An 18,292-nucleotide genomic window follows, 5' to 3' on the forward strand; every position below is an offset into this window, starting at 1 on the left:
TAAAATGCGCTTTCGCCCAACCTGGCGCAAAGAGATGAAATGAACAGTCTCCCGGCGGCTCGAACCGGTCGGCCGGCGCATTCATGCTCGCAATGCATCGGACAGGACGCTATGGAACATTGGTGCTGACCGATTCATCAAAGGATTTCCATGCCGACCATCTATCTTGCCGGCCCCGAAGTGTTTTTGCCCGACGCCCAGATCGTGATGGGCGAGAAACGCCGGCTCGCCCGGAGCTTCGGCTTCGAGCCGACCGGCCCGGGCAGCGACGAAAACCAGGCGCCCGTAGGCCAGCTGACGGCAGCCGCGATCTACCAGCGCAACGACGGCGCGATGCGGCGTGCGGATGTCTGCCTTGCCAATATCACGCCGTTTCGCGGTATCAGCGCCGATCCCGGCACCGTCTATGAAATCGGCTTCATGATCGCGCTCGGAAAACGGGTTTGGGCCTATACCAACCATCCCGACGACTATGGCACGCGGGTGCGGTCGATTTGGTATTCCGGGCTCGAGATCGATGAGAGCAGCGGGAGGCCTCGCGGCCCGGACGGTTTGTCGATCGAGAACCACGGCAAGGCCGACAATCTGATGATCGACCTCGGCATCGAGGAAGGTGGCGGCCGGGTCATTCGCGCCGCCGCACTGCCAGCCGACCCGGAACGGGACCTGGCCGCCTATACCGAGGCCTTGCGGCACTTGCGGGGTTAGGCGAGCGACAGGGCGTCTTTGAGACCCGAGCCCTGCTTCAACTGAAGATCGAGATCCGCTTCGATATGATCGATGTGGTGGATCATAAGCTTGGCGGCACGCTCGCCGTCGCCCTTTTCCAGGGCGTCGAGAACGGCAGTATGTTCCGAATGCCCGCAGCTCGATACGCCGGAACGGCCATAGAGCGCGATCACCAGCGATGAACGCGCAACCAGCTCGTCCATGAAGCGCTGCAGGATGACATTGCCGGCAACGGAGGCCAGCATCAGGTGGAAATCGCCGGACGCCTTGATCTCGGCGCGGCGGGCGGCCGGACCGCGCTCGTTCAGAAAACGCTGCTCCTCGTCGAGCTGACGGCGGAACCTCGCAATGTCCTCAGGCGTGATGCGCTCGACCGCGGCCGCGACGATGCCGGGCTCGATCAGCCGGCGGGACGCAAAAATCTGCCGGGCCTCTTCCGGCGACGGATTGGAGACGAAGGCGCCACGGTTACGCTCGGTCTTCACCAGGCCTTCGAAGGCGAGCATCTGCAGGGCGGCGCGGGCGACCGTGCGGCTGACGTCGAACAGGGATCCGACTTCGCTTTCGGAAAGTTTTGTGCCGGGCGCCAGACGGCGGTCGATGATCGCATTCCGCAAGGATTCCCGAATCGCCATGGAGCGATCTTCCTGGGAGCGATCCTCTGGCGCGGTATCGGTAAAATTGATTTTTTCGCTGATATTCATTGCTGCGGTCCAATGTACGGCCTTTGTAACCCGAGTGTCTACAGGATGCCAAGCAACTTGTTTTTGATCCAATGCCAAGATTGCATACGATTTGCCCAATGGATCGAAAACGATCGCCTGATTTTTGCGCACCGGCAAAGCCCGGCCACTGACCCTTTCAGGTAAATTCAAGTCTTTCTAGACGTTTAATCGAGTTGGCATGGCTGATGCATAGACATATCAGACGCAAGGGAGCGCCTGATGAGCAAAGCCGCCGAAATCGACATCGCTTCAGTCTCAAAGATCTACGGAACAACCACGGCCGTTCATGCGATCAGCCTGAAGATTCCGGCCGGAACCTATTGCTGCCTGCTCGGTCCGTCCGGCTGCGGCAAGACCTCGACGCTGCGGATGATCGCCGGGCACGAGAGCATTTCCTCGGGCGACGTCCGCCTCGGCAATACCGTCGTCACCGACCTGCCGCCGGCGAAACGCGGCACGGCGATGATGTTCCAATCCTACGCCCTATTCCCGCATCTCGACCTCGTCGACAACATCGCCTTCAGCCTCAAGATGAAGGGCGTCGACAAGGACGAGCGGCGCGCCAAGGCGATGGACATGCTGCGGCTGATGCAGCTCGAAGCCTATGCGACCCGCCGCCCGGCCCAGCTTTCTGGCGGCCAGCAGCAACGCGTGGCACTTGCCCGCGCGCTGATCACCGATCCGGAAGCGCTGCTTCTCGACGAACCGCTTTCGGCGCTCGATCCGTTCCTGAAGATCCGCATGCGCGCGGAATTGAAGAAGCTGCAGACCTCGCTCGGCATCACCTTCGTGCATGTGACGCACAGCCAGGAAGAGGCGATGGCGCTCGCCGACCTGATCGTCGTGATGAACGACGGCCGCATCGAGCAGGCCGCCCATCCGCGCGTGGTATTCGAAAAACCGGCGACCGCCTTCGTCGCCAAGTTCATGGGCGATCACAACGTCATCTCCGGCCGGGTGGCGCAGAGTTCCGGCGACAAGCTGATGCTGTCGGTGCCCGCGGGCGGAGATTTCCTCGCCACCGACGACGGCGCCGCCGGGCTGACCGACACGGCCGACATCGCCATCCGCACCGACCATGTCCGCATCGGCGAGCCTTCGGAAAAGGGCCTCGGCTTCACCGGTTCCGTCTCGAACGTCGAATATCGCGGTTCTTCGGTAAAACTCTCGGTCAACGGCGCGGGCATCGAGGATTTCACCGCGATCCTGACCGACGCCGAATTTTTCGCCAATCCGGTCAAGGTCGGAGAAGCGATCCCCCTTTCCTGGGGCCGCGAGGACGCCATCGTCCTCGGCCGCCTCAAGAACTGATGCCAAACACAAAAACTCAACAGAGGAGAACATGGCAATGACTGAGACCAAAAAACCAACCAAGGGCATTTCGCGCCGCACGCTTCTGAAGACGGCGTCCGCGGCCGCCGGTCTTGCCGCCGGCTCCGGCGCCATCACCGGCTTCCCGACCATCTGGGCCCAGAACCCGATCACGCTGCGCCAGTTCGGGACCGGCGTTTCGAACCTCAATGCGATCGCCGAGAAGTGCAAGGCCGACCTCGGCATCACGCTCGAAATGACCGCGACGGACTCTGACGCGGCCGCCCAGCGCGCCGTCACCCAGCCGAACTCCTACGACATCGCCGATATCGAGTACTGGATCTTGAAGAAGGTCTATCCGGCCGGCGTCATCCAGCCAATGGATACGACCAAACTCAAATATTACGACAAGATCGTGCCGCTGTTCAAAAACGGCAAGCTGAAGCCGGACAGCGTGATCGCGCAAGGCACTGCGCCGCACACGGTCGGTTATGTCGCAAAGCCCGGCGACAAGACGTTCGCCAAGGAAGAGACCAAGTGGTTCACGATGGTTCCGACCATCTACAACGCCGACACGCTCGGCATCCGCCCGGACCTCGTCGACCGCGAAATCTCGACCTGGGCCGACATCATGGACCCGAAGTTCAAGGGCAAGGCCTCGATCCTCAACATCCCGTCGATCGGCATCATGGATGCCGCGATGATCATGGAAGCCATGGGCAACATCAAGTATGCCGACAAGGGCAACATGACCAAGGCGGAAATCGACAAGACGATCGACTTCCTGATCAAGGCCAAACAGGCAGGCCAGTTCCGCGCCTTCTGGAAGTCGTTCGACGAGAGCGTCAACCTGATGGCCTCAGGCGAGGTCGTCATCCAGTCCATGTGGTCGCCGGCCGTCGCCGCCGTCCGCTCCAAGGGCATCGCCTGCAAATACCAGCCACTCAAGGAAGGTTACCGCTCGTGGGGCGGCGGTCTGGGACTTGCCGCGCACCTCTCCGGTGCCAAGCTCGACGCTGCCTATGAGTATATCAACTGGTACACGTCCGGCTGGGTCGGCGCCTATCTCAATCGCCAGGGCTACTATTCGGCTGCGATGGAAACCGCCAAGGCACACATGTCTGCCGACGAATGGGGCTACTGGATCGAAGGCAAGGCTGCCAAGGGCGATATCGTCGCTCCGGACGGCAAGGTCATGGAAAAGGCCGGCGCAGTCCGTGACGGCGGCTCCTTCGAGGAACGCATGGGCCACGTGGCCTGCTGGAACTCGGTGATGGACGAGGACCGCTACATGGTCCGCCGCTGGAACGAATTCATCGCGGCGTAAGGCGTTCTCCGACCTGTCCCCTCCCCCTTGTGGGGAGAGTTAGGGAGGGGCCTTCTCCTGAAACCCCTCCCGGCCTGCCGGCCACCCTCCCCACAAGGGGGAGGGAAACCCGTTGCACCGCTGAAGCCTCCAGAGGGAGACAAGACATGGCGACGATTGCATCATCCGAGCCGGAAACGGCCGAAGAGAACACAAAGCGCAGGAGCTTTCGTCTGTCGCCGGCGCTGGTCTCCTATCTTCAAGCGACGCCGCTGGCGCTGATCCTCGGCGCCTTCCTGCTGCTGCCGATCCTGATGATTACAGTCGTCAGCTTCTGGGACTATGACTTCGCCCAGATGTATCCGGATTTCCTGTCGATGAACTATGCCGAGACGCTCGGCTCTTGGGTGACCTGGAAGACCTATCTGAACACGCTGAAATTCGCCTTCCTGGTCTGGGCGATCACGCTGTTCGTCGGGTTCTGGGTCGCCTATTTCCTCGCTTTCCACATCCGCACCACCGCCATGCAGATGGTGCTCTTCCTCGTCTGCACCGTGCCGTTCCTGACGTCGAACATCATCCGCATGATCTCGTGGATCCCGGTGCTCGGCCGCAATGGTCTCGTCAACACGACGCTGATCAATGCGGGTATCGTCCCAGAACCGGTCGAATGGCTGCTCTATTCGGATTTCGCGGTGGTGCTCGCAATGGTGCATCTCTACACGCTGTTCATGGTGACGCCGATCTTCAACACGCTGATGCGCATCGACAAGTCGCTGGTCGAAGCCGCGCGCGACGCCGGCGCCACGAGCACCCAGATCCTCACCAACGTCATCATTCCGCTTGCCAAGCCCGGCATGGCGATCGGCACCATCTTCGTCGTGACGCTCGTCATGGCCGACTTTTCGACGGTTCAGGTGATGTCCGGCGGTCAGAGCGCTTCGGTGGCGCTGATGATGAAGAACCAGATGTCGCTGCTCCAATACCCGGCGGCCGCCGCCAACGCGGTCGTGCTGCTCGTCCTCGTTCTCCTGATGGTCGCGGGCATTCTCCGCATCGTCGACATCCGCAAAGAACTTTAGGGAAAAGGGGAGCTCTGAGATGCACAGCGACAAGCGCGGCCGCGAATTCTACCTTCTCGCCATCTTCTTCATCGTCTTCGTGCTGTTCCTTTACGGCCCGCTTTCGGCGATCCTGATCCTCTCCTTCCAGGGGCCGAACGGCGGCCTCACCTTCCCGCTGAACGGCGTGTCGCTGCGCTGGTTCGCCAACCTGTTCGAGACCCAGGCGGTCGGCGATTTCGGCGGCTCGTTCCGTCGCTCCGCCATGCTCGGCATCATGGTGATGATCGTCACCGTCGTCGTTTCGCTGCTGGCGGGCCTGGCCTTCCGCCGCCGCTTCATCGGGTCGACCGCGCTGTTCTATCTGGCTGTCGCGAGCCTCGTGGTGCCGTCGATCATCATCTCGCTCGGCATCGGCGTCGTCTTCCAGCAGCTCGGTTTCCAGCCGTCCTGGTATACGTCCGCCTTCGGTGCGCACCTCACCTGGACGCTGCCCTTCGGCGTCCTGATCATGTTCGCCGTCTTCAACCGCTTTTCGCCCGCCTACGAGGAAGCCGCGCGCGATCTCGGCGCCTCGTCCTGGCAGACCTTCCGCCATGTCGTGCTGCCGATGATCGCGCCGAGCCTCATCGGCGTCGGCCTGTTCGGCTTCACGCTGTCCTATGACGAATTCGCCCGTACGCTGATGACGGCAGGCTCTTTCAACACGTTGCCTCTCGAAATCTACGGCATGACGACCAATGTCACGACGCCGGTGCTCTACGCGCTCGGCACGGTGACGACGGTGTTCTCCTTCCTCGTCATCGCCGGCACGCTCGGCCTGATCGTCCACCTCAATCGCCGCCGCCTGCGGTCGTGAACAGAATGCGCATTCTTGTCGTAAACCCGAATACCACCGCCAGCATGACGGCGACGATCGCCGATTCCGCCATGCGCGTCGCCAATGCCGGCACCGAAATCCTTGCCGTTACCTCCTCCATGGGGCCGGTCTCGATCGAGGGTTATTATGACGAGGTCTTCGCGGTACCCGGCCTGCTGATCGAGATCGCCAAGGGCGAGAAGGCCGGCGCCGATGCGGCGATCATCGCCTGTTTCGACGATACTGGCCTCGACGCCGCACGGGCACTGGCCAACATTCCTGTGGTCGGCATCTGCGAAGCGGCACTCGCCACCACCGCCTTCATCGCCCAGCGCTTTACCATCGTCACCACCATGGAACGTTCGCGCCTGCCGCTCGAACATCTGGTTCATCGTTACGGCATGGCCGGACGATGCAAGGTGCGGGCCGCCGATATTCCGGTCCTGTCACTGGAAGATCCGGCCTCCAACGCCCGTGACCGGCTGCGCAAAGAAATCTCGGCCGCGCTCAGCGAGGACAGGGCGGAGGCGATCGTGCTCGGCTGCGCCGGCATGGCCGATCTCACGGCCGAACTGCGCCGCGAATTCGGCGTACCTGTAATCGACGGCGTCGCGGCGGCGGTGAAACAGGCTGAAGCGCTGGTGACATTGGGCTTGTCGACCGCCAAACGAGGAGCCTATGCTTCGCCGGTCCGCAAACCCTATAAAGGCCTGCTCGAAGATTTCGAGCCCGGGAAACTCGCCGCCCAATGAAGACTCATTCGACCATTCGCGTACTCACCTCCTCCGAGGTCGAACAGCTCGTCGACTGGGCACGGATCGAGGGCTGGAATCCCGGCCTTGCCGATGCGCCGGCTCTTCATGCCGCCGATCCTCAAGCTTTCATCGGTTGTTTCGTAAATGGGGAAATGGCGGCCGGCATATCCGCGACCCGCTACGGTTCCGATTTCGGTTTTATCGGCCTGTACATCACCCATCCCGATTTTCGCGGCAAAGGTTTTGGCAGAAAGGTCTGGGATGCCGGCATGGCGCATCTCGACGGCCGGACGATCGGCCTCGACGGCGTGCCGGAACAGCAGGCGAACTATCGCAGCATGGGCTTCGAGCTGGCCTACGAGACGTTTCGCTGGGGCGGCAGCCTTGCCGGCAGCCGCGGTGCTAATGTAGCCGCGATCAGCGACGATCTCGTGCCCGCCATTCTTGGTTATGACCAAGCTTTCTTCCCTGCGGAGCGCGATACTTTCCTGACCGCCTGGCTGAAGCCGCCGCGGGCTGCCAAGGTCATCATCCGTGACGGCAATGTCTGCGGCTATGCGGTCTGCCGCAAATGCCATGACGGCTACAAGATCGGCCCGTTGTTTGCACAGACCGCTGCCGACGCCCAAACGCTGCTGAACGCCTGCGCTGCGGAGATCGGCAACGAAACCATGCATGTCGACGTCCCGGCCCTGCAGACGGAATTTTCAGCCTATCTCGAGGCCCATCGTTTCGTGAAAGGCTTCACGACCGCGCGGATGTATCGCGGCCCGGTGCCGGCGGTGCGGCTGCCGGGCGTGTTCGGAATTACCACCCTCGAACTCGGCTGACGGCGGCGTCCCGATGAGGACGCCGCTCGCGCTCGTTCAGCGGCGGCTACCACAGTTCGGTGTGGCGGTTGACGTCCTTGTAGAGCAGGTAACGGAAGCGGCCGGGGCCGCCAGCATAACAGGCCTGCGGGCAAAAGGCGCGCAGCCACATGTAGTCGCCCGCTTCGACCTCGACCCAATCCTGATTGAGCCTGTAGACTGCCTTGCCTTCGAGAACGTAGAGGCCATGCTCCATCACATGAGTCTCCATGAAGGGGATGGTCGCGCCCGGCTCCAAGGTGACGATGTTGAGGTGCATGTCATAGCGGACGTCGGAAGTGTCGACGAAACGGGTTGTCCCCCAGCGGTCGCCGGTATCCGGCATCCATGAAATCGGATGCTCGTCTTCATGGGTAAAGACCGCCGGCGGAGCTTCCAGGCCCTCGACCGCCTGAAAGGCCTTGCGAACCCAGTGGAATTTGACAGGCGCCGTGCCGCGATTGCGCAGCTTCCACGGCGATCCCGCCGGGATATATGCAAAGGAGCCCGCCCTCAGCGCATGATCGTTTCCGGCAAACTCGATCGACATCTCGCCCTCGACGACGAAGATTGCCGCCTCGGCGCGCGCGTTGGGTTCCGGCCGGTCACTTCCGCCTCCGGGCTGAACTTCCACGATGTATTGCGAGAACGTCTCCGAAAATCCCGTCATCGGACGGGAGATGATCCATGCCCGGGTTCCCTGCCAATGGGGAAGCAGGCTGGCCACGATGTCTGACATGACGGTTCGAGGAATGACCGCATAGGATGTCGTGAAAACAGCTTTGCTGGAAAGAAGATCGGTCTGCGGCGGCAAACCGCCGAGGTTTGAATAATAATCTCTGTTGGTCATGGGTCTGTTTGCGGTCCAATTTCGCGGCGTCTGATACCCATATGCTTTAAGCGCCGCGTGCCTCTAAGCAACCAATAAATTCGAGCCGACAAGCCGTGGCTCCAAGATTTCCGCCATACATCGGCGCTGCGGCTAGCGGCGCGGCATTTTTCGGCAGACGCCTCGCATTCTCGCCATAGAATTCGGCACGAGCCGTCCGTATCTCGAAATCAAGCTCATCTATCTGCGCTATTCCTTTTGGAGATAAGTGAAATCCTGGTTTCACAGAAACTGGCATGAAATCTGCTTCTCCTTTGATGACTGGCTCAAAGTCCAGCGACTTCAATAAAGAGGGAACAGCATGATCAACACATCATCGAGTAGCCGGCACGGCCTCGGCATTTTCCGGAACCTGCGGATGACGACGGTATTTGGCGCGACCGCGGCAGCACTCCTTGCAGCCGCCGCGACCCCCGCACTGGCGGCTGGAACGCTGCGCATCGGCATGACCGCTTCCGATATCCCGCTCACCACCGGCCAGACCGACCAGGGCGGCGAAGGCCAGCGCTTCATGGGTTATACGGTCTACAATTCTCTGATCGAATGGGACCTTTCGAAAGCCGACAAGCCATCCGCCCTCATTCCGAGCCTTGCGACATCCTGGCAGGTCGATCCGGCCGACAAGACCAAATGGGCCTTCAAGCTCCGCGACGGCGTCAAATTCCATGACGGCAGCGCCTTCGACGCGAATGCAGTCGTCTGGAACCTCGACAAGCTTCTGAAGGCGGACGCACCGCAGTTCGACAAGCGCCAGGCGGCCCAGGGCAAATCTCGCGTCCCGGCGGTCGTTTCCTACAAGGTCGTGGATCCCCTGACCGTCGAAATCACCACCAACACGCCGGATGCGACGCTTCCCTACCAGCTGAGCTGGATCCTGATTTCCTCGCCGGCGAACTGGGAAAAGCAGGGCAAGAACTGGGATACCGTTGCCCAGAAACCTTCCGGCACCGGCCCATGGAAGATGGAAAGCGGCTTTACGCCGCGCGAACGGGCCGAACTGACGCCCAACAAGGACTACTGGGACAAGGCGCGCGTTCCCAAGCTCGACAAGCTCGTCCTGATCCCGCTGCCGGAACCCAATACCCGTGTCGCGGCGCTCCGCTCCGGCCAGGTCGACTGGATCGAGGCTCCTGCCCCGGATTCGGTGAAATCGCTGAAGGAAGCCGGCCTCAAGATCATCACCAATTCCTATCCGCATAACTGGACCTGGCACCTGTCGCGCATCGACGGTTCCCCGTGGAACGATATCCGCGTCCGGAAGGCCGCAAACCTTGCCGTTGACCGCGCTGGCCTCAATGAGCTTCTCGGCGGCCTTTCCGTTCCCGCGCAAGGCTACATGCCACCCGGGCACCAGTGGTTCGGCAAGCCGACCTTCAAGGTGGAATACAATGTCGAGGAAGCCAAGAAGCTGATGAAGGAAGCCGGTTACGGCCCCGACAAGCCGCTCAAGACCAAGGTCATCATTTCCTCGTCCGGCTCTGGCCAGATGCTGCCGTTGCAGATGAACGAATATATCCAGCAGACGCTTGCCGAAGTCGGCATCAATATCGAATACGAGGTCGCCGACTGGAACACCGTCATCAACATCTGGCGGGCGGGTGCCAAGGATCCGAGCGCCAAAGGCGCCACCGCGGTCAACTACAGCTACTTCATCCAGGATCCCTTCACCGCCATGATCCGCCAGTCGCAGTGCAAGCTCGCCCCGCCGACCGGCACCAACTGGGGCTATTATTGCGACAAGGACATGGACGCGCTGTTCGACAAGGTGCGCAACACCTTCGATCCCGTGGAGCAGGACAAGGTGATGCAGCAGGTGCACGAGAAATACGTGAACGACGCGCTGTTCCTGATGGTGACGCATGACGTCAACCCCCGCGCCATGACCGCCAAGGTCAAGGGTTTCGTCCAGGCCCAGAACTGGTTCCAGGATTTTTCGACGATTACCGTGGAGTAATCCCGAGCAGGCGGCGCGCCGGGCGATCGGCGCGCCGCCTTTCATGATGCCCGATCAACCTCCCCGGTGAGGACACCATGCTGCTCTATGCCCTGAAACGGCTTCTGCACGTCATTCCCGTCACGATCGGCGTGAGCATCGTATGCTTCATGCTGATCCATATCGCGCCGGGCGATCCGCTCGCAGCGATCCTGCCTTCGGATGCCTCCGCCGAGCTGCAGACACAGATGCGCAGCTTCTACGGCCTCGACCGGCCGCTTCCGGTCCAATATGCCCTTTGGGCATGGCATGCGCTGCAGGGCGATCTCGGTACCTCGATCGCCAGCGGTCGGCCGGTGCTGAACGAGATCCTCGATGCATCCGTCAATTCCATCATCCTTGCACTAGCGGCGGCCGTTATCGGCTTCGTGGCAGGTTCTTCCCTGGGTTTCCTTGCCGGCGTCTTCCGCGGAGGCTGGGTGGATCGCCTGGCATCGGCGGTTTCGATGCTCGGCGTCAGCGTGCCTCATTATTGGCTCGGCATGGTGCTGGTCATCGCCTTTTCCGTTACCCTCGGCTGGCTGCCGGCCATGGGCGGCGGACCGGAGGGATCGTCCGGCCGAAACCTAAGCTGGGCATATCTGCAGTTCCTCATCCTGCCTGCGGTCACCATGTCGGTCATCCCGATGGGCATCATCGCCCGCACCATCCGCTCGCTGGTCGCCGATATCCTCTCCCAGGATTTTACCCAGGCACTCGCCGCCAAGGGTCTGATGACACCGCAGATCCTGCGCCACGTGGTGCGCAACGCCGCGCCGACCGCGCTCTCGGTCATGGGACTGCAGCTCGGTTACCTGCTCGGCGGCTCGATCCTGATCGAAACGGTTTTCTCCTGGCCCGGAACCGGCTTCCTGCTGAACGGCGCGATCTTCACCCGCGACCTGCCCATCCTGCAGGGTACGATCCTGGTGCTCGCCATGTTCTTCGTTTTCCTCAACCTCGTCGTCGACGTGCTGCAGAGCGCGATCGATCCCCGCATCCAGAGGAGCTGACACATGGCTGTCGTCACCGCAGACATCGCGGCCCCTTCCCCTGCCGCTATCGCCAAATCCCCCGGCTTCTGGAGCGGCGTGCTGCGGCGCATCTGCCGCGACCCGGTCGCCATGACGGCCCTCGCTATTCTTCTGATCCTGGTGCTGATCGCGATTTTCGCCCCCTATATCGCGCCTTACGATCCCTCCAAGGGCAGCGTCATCCGCCGCCTCAAGCCGATCGGCACGCCAGGCTATATCTTCGGCACCGACGAACTCGGCCGCGACATGCTCTCCCGGCTGATTTATGGCGCCCGGCTTTCGCTCATCATGGGTGTCATACCGGTGCCGATCGCCTTCATCATCGGCTCGACGATCGGTATCGTCGCCGGTTATGCGGGCGGCATCGTCAACACGCTGATCATGCGTACGGTCGACGTCTTCTACGCCTTTCCGTCGGTCCTTCTGGCCGTGGCGCTGTCGGGCGCACTCGGCTCGGGGCTCACCAACGCGCTCGTCTCGCTGACAGTCGTTTTCATCCCGCAGATCGCCCGCGTCGCCGAAAGCGTCACCACCCAAGTCCGCAAGCTCGACTACGTGGACGCGGCGCGCGCCTCCGGCGCCCCGCCGATGACGATCATCCGCGTCCATATCCTCGGCAATGTGCTCGGCCCGATCTTCGTCTTTGCCACCAGCCTGATATCCGTCTCGATGATCCTCGCCTCGGGCCTCTCCTTCCTTGGCCTCGGCGTACGGCCGCCGGATGCCGAATGGGGACTGATGCTGAACACGCTTCGCACTGCGATCTACAACAACCCGCTCGTGGCGGCCCTGCCCGGCCTGATGATCTTCATCACCTCGATTTGCTTCAACCTTTTCTCAGACGGGCTGCGCACAGCCATGGATGTGAAGTCATGATCAGCATCGTCGAAGAACCTGCCTACGATCTTCCCGTCGGCGAAAGGGGCGGCCCCGCTCAGCCGCTCATCTCCGCGCGCGGCCTCATCAAGCATTTCCCGGTCAAGGGTAGCGGCTTCATGAAGCCGAAAAAGGTCGTCCGCGCCGTCGACGGCGTGGATTTCGATATCTTCAAGGGCGAAACGCTCGGGGTCGTCGGAGAAAGCGGCTGCGGCAAGTCCACCACCGCGCGGCTGCTGATGCAGCTCATCTTGCCTGACCGAGGCGATATCCTGTTCGACGGTGAGACGGTTGGCGGCGCGCTACCGCTTTCCGAGTACCGCCGCCAGGTCCAGATGGTCTTCCAGGACAGCTACGCCTCCCTCAACCCCAGGCTGACGATTGAAGAGTCCATCGCCTTTGCGCCGCGCGTGCATGGTATTGCCGCGAGCAGGGCGATCGCCAGGGCCCACGACCTGCTGCACCGGGTCGGGCTAGAGCCGTCGCGCTTTGCCGGCCGTTACCCGCACGAACTGTCGGGCGGACAGCGGCAGCGCGTCAACATCGCCCGCGCGCTCGCGCTCGAACCGCGGCTCATCATCCTCGACGAAGCTGTGTCGGCGCTCGACAAGTCGGTAGAGGCCCAGGTCCTGAACCTGCTCCTCGACCTGAAGCGGGATTTCGGTCTGACTTACCTGTTCATCTCCCACGACCTCAACGTCGTGCGCTTCATGTGCGACCGGGTGATGGTCATGTATCTCGGCAAGGTGGCCGAGATCGGCAGCCGCGATGCGATCTTCGAAAACACCCGCCATCCCTATTCCGCGGCGCTGCTCGCCTCGATGCCGAAGATGGACCCTTCCGAAAGAACCTCCGAGCCGCCGCTCTCGGGCGACCCGCCGAACCCGATCGATCCGCCGTCAGGCTGTCGGTTCCATACCCGCTGTTCGTTCGCCGAGAGCATCTGCAGCGAGAATTTGCCGCCGCTCGCCAGCGTTTCCGAAAGCCAGTCCGCAGCCTGCCTGATGTCGGTGCCTGGCTCACGCCACAGCCGTGCGCCGGCATTGATGGAGGCATGACCATGCAAACCGCCGCGATGATCGATATTCGCAATCTTTCGGTGACGTTCAACCGCGGCCGAAAGCCCGTCAAAGCCGTCAACGGCGTCAGCCTTTCGGTACAGGCGGGCGAGGTTGTTGCGCTGCTTGGCGAATCCGGGTCCGGCAAGAGCGTCACCATGCGCTCGCTGCTGCGCCTGCACCCAAAAGGCACGACGATCGAAGGCTCGATGACGGTCGCCGGCCGCGATGTGACGGGATTGACGACCAAGGATCTCGGTGCCTTTCGCGGCGCCGTTGCCTCGATGGTCTTCCAGGAGCCGCGGTTGGCACTCGACCCTGTCTACACGCTTGGCCGCCAGATAGAAGAAACCATCATGCGGCATGAGGGCATCTCGCGCTCGCAGGCGGCGGCGCGCGCGCTTGCCCTCTTCCAGAAGGTCAAGATCCCCTCCCCGGAGCGCCGGCTGCAAAACTATCCGCATGAAATGTCGGGCGGCATGCTGCAGCGGTCGATGATCGCCATGGCGCTCGCCTGCAATCCGAAGGTCCTGCTCGCCGACGAACCGACCACGGCCCTCGATGCGACGGTCCAGATCCAGATCCTCCTGCTGATCCGCGATTTGCAGAAGGAATATGGGCTCTCCGTCATCTTCGTCACGCATGATATCGGCGTTGCGGCGGAAGTCGCGGACCGGATCGCGGTGATGTATGCCGGGCGGATCGTCGAGGAAGGCAGGGTCGCCGACATCATCCGCGAACCGAGGCACCCCTATACCAAGGGTCTGCTCGGCGCCCGCGTCGAACTTGCCCATGGACGCGACCGGCTGATCACCATCCCCGGGGCACCGCCGGACCTGGCCGCCATGCCGCCCGGTTGCGCCTTCGCGCCGCGCTGCGCCCAGGTTTCCGATCTCTGCCGCACGGAAGTACCGGCCTTGATGCCGGTCGGCGGGGCCGGCAGCGTCGCTTGTGTGCAATGTGCCTAAACGCCAAAGATGATGAGAGACGATGACAAGGCAGGGAGGGCGCCCGTGCAATCGCGCACGGAACGAGACATGACGCGCATCACATTGATCAACCCGAACACGTCCCGTGCGACGACGGTCATGATGACCGAGATCGCCCGGAAATACCTGCCGGAAAATTTCTCCGTGGAGGGGGTCACCGCCACGAGAGGAGTATCGATGATCCTGAATGGCGAGGAGCTTGCTGCATCGGCCGGCGGCGTCGTCGAAATGGGATTGGCCGCGGAGCAATTTAGCAATGGGCTGATCGTCAGCGCATTCGGCGATCCGGGCCTCGATCGCCTGAAGGCCCTGTCCAGCCTGCCTACAGTCGGCATCTGCGAGGCGAGCATGTACGAAGCCTCCGCCGGAGGCCGGCGGTTCGGCATCGCGACTGTCACCCCCGACCTCGTGGCGAGCTTCGCCGCCAAGGCTGAAACGCTTGGCCTTGCCCACCTCTTTACCGGGACACGGCTGACCAGCGGCGATCCGCTGGTCCTTGCCTCCGACCCCGCGCGTTTGCACGCGGCCCTTGAGCTCGCGGTTCGCGAATGTCTCGAACGGGATGCCGCTGAAGCCGTCATCATCGGCGGCGGCCCGCTGGGCCAGGCGGCAGACGATCTTCAGCGGGCTCTCTCGTCGCCGGTGATTGCGCCTATCCGCTCCGCTGTCGAACTGTTGCTTTCCCGGATCGCCCATCCTCCCGAAGCCGGATCGAGTGCGAACTGATGGGGGCATCTCCCAGGCATGGAGAGGTCGTTTTTTCTGTTGCAAGTCGCGGCATTCCACCGGAAAGTCCGCGCGCTGATGACTTGGCGGAGCTTCCCTTGCCGAAGGATAAATCGTTCCTGTATCGCGTAAGGCAGGCAATTCCCCACCTGCACCCTGCCGAGAAGCGTCTGGGGGAATTCGTCTGCGACTTTCCCGGCGAACTCGCCAGCTATTCGGCGCAGGAGCTTGCCGCGCTTGCGCATGTCTCCAAGGCCACGGTGACGCGCTTCATCCAGCGCCTCGGCTACGAAAACTACGAGGAAGCCCGTCGCCATGCCCGAGCCGAAAAGCAGACCGGCTCCCGGCTCTTCCTGACGGCGGCTGCCGACGCCGCGGCCGCCCAGTCGATGCAGGCGCATGTCGCCCAGGGGGTCGCCAATCTTGAAGCAACGTTCCTTTCCATTTCCCAGGGCCAGATCGAGGCCGTGACGGAAGCGATGATTGCGGCACGGAAGGTCTGGGTGCTCGGTTTCCGGAGCAGCCACCCCTTTGCCTCCTACCTGCAATGGCAGCTGACCCAGGTCATCGAGGATATCGTCGCAATCCCCGGCGCGGGGCAGACGCTTGGAGAACATCTTGTCAGCCTGCGGGAAGACGACGTGGTCGTATTCTTCGCCATGCGCCGGAGGATCGCTCAGGTGGACGCCATCCTTGCCCAGCTCCGGAAGTCAAAAGCGAAACTCCTCTACATCACCGACGAGGGTGCCGCGTTCGAGACGTCGGCAACCTGGCATTTCCAATGCCAGACCCTGGCGCCTGGCCCGCTCTTCAACCACACGGCGGTCATGGCCCTCTGCCATCTGCTGATCACCCGATGCCTGGAGAAGGCAGGCGTCGAGGGGAGAAAGCGGCTGCGCAACATCGAGACGCTGAATGAGGGGCTCGACGAACTCTGATGCGGTCAGCGCCGATGGCGAGAAGACACCCGGCACTCAATCTGGCTGCCAGTCAATGCTGACCGATATCGCCCCGGGCTTCAAACGGATCGGAATGAAATCCGACGTCCACGATCACAGCAGCAAGGTAACAACCTCGCACAGCGAGCAGGAAAAAGAAGGCCACTGACGTACACAGCACGATATAGTGCCTGCGTTGCGACCTCCTTGGCAGTGTTGATGCAAAAAGCGTCGCGGCATGCCGCACAAGCCGGCCCACTGCCACGATCAGAAACAGAACGACTATAATATACCCGCTCAACGAGGCGGCGCTTATCAGCCAGTGAACCAAAAGACATATCCCGAAAAAAGCCTGCTCCTGCCGTGGAACTGCAATCCGCCAGAGCTCCATCGTCCAAGGCTCCTGTCCGGCTGCGGTTATTCTTTTTCTGTTGGTGCTTCTCTCTATCGCCGAACTGAAGCCGGCCGCGGCCGCTGTAAGCCTCTCAGGATCGAACATCCTTCAATCCTTCTCGCCGACGCAGCAAACCAAAGACGGACTTCAACGCCACCCGCCATCGGGGCGCCATCGGTTCTCGCATCCCTTCATTCTTTGTTTGCTCGATGCCAGCGTGTTCAACTCTCGTTGCCAGAGGCTGAACAAGGAACTCGATCCGTTTCATGAATGCGCTGCTGTCGAACCGTTTCGACGTTATCAACGGACCATCGCCGGAAGGCTCCGTGTGGAAGAAAACCTCGAGATTGACCACCGGGATGGAGCGGATATTCCGCACGAGATCGATCTCGGGTCGGGTCGTTATGGCGAAGGAATAATTGTCCGAACGGAGTGCCGTAAAAGCCTCCGGAAACGTCGACACCGCAACGGACTCATGTCCATGGGCGGCCAGCATCGCGACGATCGCATTGGCCGCCGCCACTGGCAGAAACACAAGAATTCTCTTGGGGTGAATGGTTTCGATAGACATAGCGAGTTCCTCATACGGAGATGAGAAAACCTAGCTTTTGCCGGTGCAAGAGTGTGTTTGGTTTTGTTTGATTTTGTTGCAGCCGCCGTCCGCGGTTCAGCGGTATCGACCGGGACAACATTTCTTAACATCACAAAACCCAAGTTAACGGCGTCGTCTGGGACAGTGCGCTCCGCAAGAGGCTGGCGCGTCGGGCTTACACCTGCACGCCAAAAACTCTCTACCGGATCCCAGGAGCCAATTCGAATGTCATTGACCAATTCCTTCTTAAGCCATCCGCGGCGCGTCGCCATCGCTGCGGGGCTCGCGGTTGTCGCTTGCCCCCTTACCCAGGCGAGCGCGGCCGACCCTTACGAAGGTGAAGAGGCTGCTATCCCCGCGACAGAGAATTTCGACAAGGGACGGTTTGGCGGGATACGCCAGAAGCTTTCCGACTGGAACGTCATGGTTGGCGCCGGAGCCATGTATGCACCTAAATTCGAAGGATCGGACGAGTTCGAACTGGTCCCCATTCCCATGATTTCCGCCACCTTCGGCGATCGCGTCACGGTCGATCCGGGCGGGCTGGAAATCGATGTGCTGAAGTCCAACGGCGTCAAGCTCACGGTGAAAGGCGGTTACGACATGGGGGGCGGGCGCGATGAAGACGACTCCTCTCACCTGAGAGGGCTTGGCGACATCGACGCCGGCGCTGTCGTCGGAACGCAGCTCTCGTATGAATGGGGGCCGATGGAATTTTATGCGTCTGTCGACAAGACAATCGGGGGCAGCGACGGCTTGATCGGTCAGGTCGGTGCGAATGTCTCGCATCACTATGATCGCTTTATTCTTTCCGCGGGCGCTTCCGCGACGTTCGCCGACGACAATCACATGGAAAGCTATTTTGGGGTAACCGCTGCCCAGTCCGCGAGATCGGGATTACGGCAATATGAGGCAGGCGCTGGCCTGAAACGCTTCGATATCGAGGCGTCCGTCACATATATGGCGACCGAACACTGGGTTATTCGTGGCCAGGCAGCGGTCGGCTTCCTGACCGGCGATGCGAAGGATAGTCCGATCGTTCAGAACGACGTTCAACCATCTGCGATGCTGATGGTCGGGTACAAGTTCTAGAAGATCGGCAGGACACGGCAAAGCCGGCGACATCCTTCCCGCTCGCCGGTCTCTTATCCTCGGCTTCTCGCAGTCAACTCCATATCGCGGTCATTCTCTCCCGGCGAGCAGGCATTCCAGCTGGCCGGGTCTGGAGCC

The 18,292-nt window shown here is 61.6% G+C and carries 20 protein-coding genes; 15 read left to right on the forward strand and 5 right to left on the reverse strand.

What is annotated here, in order from left to right:
• Positions 1 to 150 precede the first annotated feature (150 nt).
• Positions 151 to 708, forward strand: a complete 558-nt coding sequence (locus C5J26_RS29485; RefSeq protein WP_037086554.1) for a nucleoside 2-deoxyribosyltransferase — start codon at positions 151 to 153, stop codon at positions 706 to 708.
• Here the strand turns inward: C5J26_RS29485 and C5J26_RS29490 are convergent.
• Positions 705 to 1,433, reverse strand: coding sequence for a GntR family transcriptional regulator (locus C5J26_RS29490; protein WP_105405000.1), 729 nt, complete (start codon positions 1,431 to 1,433; stop codon positions 705 to 707). The genes C5J26_RS29485 and C5J26_RS29490 overlap by 4 nt on opposite strands.
• Before the next feature lie 240 nt (positions 1,434 to 1,673).
• On the opposite strand from C5J26_RS29490, the gene C5J26_RS29495 reads away from it, so the two are divergent.
• The 6 genes from C5J26_RS29495 (at position 1,674) to C5J26_RS29520 (ending at position 7,576) form a co-directional block, all read left to right on the forward strand.
• A complete protein-coding gene (locus tag C5J26_RS29495) occupies positions 1,674 to 2,765 on the forward strand; it encodes an ABC transporter ATP-binding protein (RefSeq protein WP_105405001.1) in 1,092 nt (363 codons plus the stop codon).
• Positions 2,766 to 2,802: 37 nt separating this feature from the next.
• Positions 2,803 to 4,092 (forward strand): PotD/PotF family extracellular solute-binding protein, encoded by a 1,290-nt coding sequence (locus C5J26_RS29500; RefSeq protein WP_105405002.1) that lies wholly within the window; start codon positions 2,803 to 2,805, stop codon positions 4,090 to 4,092.
• A gap of 146 nt (positions 4,093 to 4,238) precedes the next feature.
• The gene (locus C5J26_RS29505; protein WP_105405003.1) at positions 4,239 to 5,153 is read left to right on the forward strand and encodes an ABC transporter permease; all 915 of its coding nucleotides are present in this window, start codon (positions 4,239 to 4,241) and stop codon (positions 5,151 to 5,153) included.
• Between the two features lie 19 nt (positions 5,154 to 5,172).
• On the forward strand, positions 5,173 to 5,991 hold the full coding sequence (locus C5J26_RS29510) for an ABC transporter permease (protein WP_105405004.1): 819 nt from the start codon (positions 5,173 to 5,175) through the stop codon (positions 5,989 to 5,991).
• Positions 5,992 to 5,996: 5 nt separating this feature from the next.
• Complete coding sequence (locus tag C5J26_RS29515; protein ID WP_105405005.1) at positions 5,997 to 6,743, forward strand: aspartate/glutamate racemase family protein; 747 nt, start codon at positions 5,997 to 5,999, stop codon at positions 6,741 to 6,743.
• Positions 6,740 to 7,576, forward strand: a complete 837-nt coding sequence (locus C5J26_RS29520; protein WP_105405006.1) for a GNAT family N-acetyltransferase — start codon at positions 6,740 to 6,742, stop codon at positions 7,574 to 7,576. Before C5J26_RS29515 ends, C5J26_RS29520 begins: the two co-directional genes overlap by 4 nt.
• A gap of 46 nt (positions 7,577 to 7,622) precedes the next feature.
• Here C5J26_RS29520 and C5J26_RS29525 read toward each other — a convergent pair whose 3' ends face one another.
• Entirely contained in the window at positions 7,623 to 8,444 is an 822-nt protein-coding gene (locus tag C5J26_RS29525) for a bifunctional allantoicase/(S)-ureidoglycine aminohydrolase (protein ID WP_037086505.1), read from the reverse strand.
• A 46-nt stretch (positions 8,445 to 8,490) separates the two neighbouring features.
• On the reverse strand, positions 8,491 to 8,721 hold the full coding sequence (locus C5J26_RS32945) for a hypothetical protein (RefSeq protein ID WP_172746169.1): 231 nt from the start codon (positions 8,719 to 8,721) through the stop codon (positions 8,491 to 8,493).
• A 120-nt stretch (positions 8,722 to 8,841) separates the two neighbouring features.
• Between C5J26_RS32945 and C5J26_RS29530 the strand changes: the two genes are divergently transcribed.
• The 7 genes from C5J26_RS29530 to C5J26_RS29560 all read left to right on the forward strand — a co-directional run bounded on the left by C5J26_RS29530 (position 8,842) and on the right by C5J26_RS29560 (position 16,076).
• Positions 8,842 to 10,437, forward strand: a complete 1,596-nt coding sequence (locus C5J26_RS29530; RefSeq protein ID WP_105405021.1) for an ABC transporter substrate-binding protein — start codon at positions 8,842 to 8,844, stop codon at positions 10,435 to 10,437.
• 77 nt (positions 10,438 to 10,514) lie between these two features.
• Entirely contained in the window at positions 10,515 to 11,468 is a 954-nt protein-coding gene (locus C5J26_RS29535; RefSeq protein WP_046607771.1) for an ABC transporter permease, read from the forward strand.
• 3 nt (positions 11,469 to 11,471) lie between these two features.
• The gene (locus C5J26_RS29540) at positions 11,472 to 12,365 is read left to right on the forward strand and encodes an ABC transporter permease (protein WP_105405007.1); all 894 of its coding nucleotides are present in this window, start codon (positions 11,472 to 11,474) and stop codon (positions 12,363 to 12,365) included.
• Entirely contained in the window at positions 12,362 to 13,423 is a 1,062-nt protein-coding gene (locus tag C5J26_RS29545) for an ABC transporter ATP-binding protein (RefSeq protein ID WP_105405008.1), read from the forward strand. The genes C5J26_RS29540 and C5J26_RS29545 overlap by 4 nt, the downstream gene beginning before the upstream one ends.
• Before the next feature lie 2 nt (positions 13,424 to 13,425).
• Entirely contained in the window at positions 13,426 to 14,391 is a 966-nt protein-coding gene (locus tag C5J26_RS29550; RefSeq protein WP_371681962.1) for an ABC transporter ATP-binding protein, read from the forward strand.
• Positions 14,392 to 14,460: 69 nt separating this feature from the next.
• Complete coding sequence (locus C5J26_RS29555) at positions 14,461 to 15,138, forward strand: aspartate/glutamate racemase family protein (RefSeq protein ID WP_105405010.1); 678 nt, start codon at positions 14,461 to 14,463, stop codon at positions 15,136 to 15,138.
• Positions 15,139 to 15,236: 98 nt separating this feature from the next.
• Positions 15,237 to 16,076 carry a MurR/RpiR family transcriptional regulator gene (locus C5J26_RS29560; protein WP_105405022.1) on the forward strand — a complete coding sequence of 280 codons (840 nt, stop codon included), beginning with the start codon at positions 15,237 to 15,239 and terminating at the stop codon, positions 16,074 to 16,076.
• A gap of 52 nt (positions 16,077 to 16,128) precedes the next feature.
• On the opposite strand, the gene C5J26_RS29565 is transcribed toward C5J26_RS29560, so the two are convergent.
• Together C5J26_RS29565 and C5J26_RS29570 are read right to left on the reverse strand one after the other, a co-directional pair.
• Entirely contained in the window at positions 16,129 to 16,575 is a 447-nt protein-coding gene (locus tag C5J26_RS29565; RefSeq protein WP_245441323.1) for a hypothetical protein, read from the reverse strand.
• A complete protein-coding gene (locus C5J26_RS29570) occupies positions 16,562 to 17,041 on the reverse strand; it encodes a hypothetical protein (RefSeq protein WP_046669390.1) in 480 nt (159 codons plus the stop codon). Before C5J26_RS29570 ends, C5J26_RS29565 begins: the two co-directional genes overlap by 14 nt.
• A 246-nt stretch (positions 17,042 to 17,287) precedes the next feature.
• On the opposite strand from C5J26_RS29570, the gene C5J26_RS29575 reads away from it, so the two are divergent.
• Positions 17,288 to 18,154 (forward strand): MipA/OmpV family protein, encoded by an 867-nt coding sequence (locus C5J26_RS29575; protein WP_245441324.1) that lies wholly within the window; start codon positions 17,288 to 17,290, stop codon positions 18,152 to 18,154.
• Positions 18,155 to 18,292: the final 138 nt, after the last annotated feature.

The organism is Neorhizobium sp. T7_12 (assembly GCF_002968535.1).
GTDB lineage: Bacteria > Pseudomonadota > Alphaproteobacteria > Rhizobiales > Rhizobiaceae > Neorhizobium > Neorhizobium tomejilense.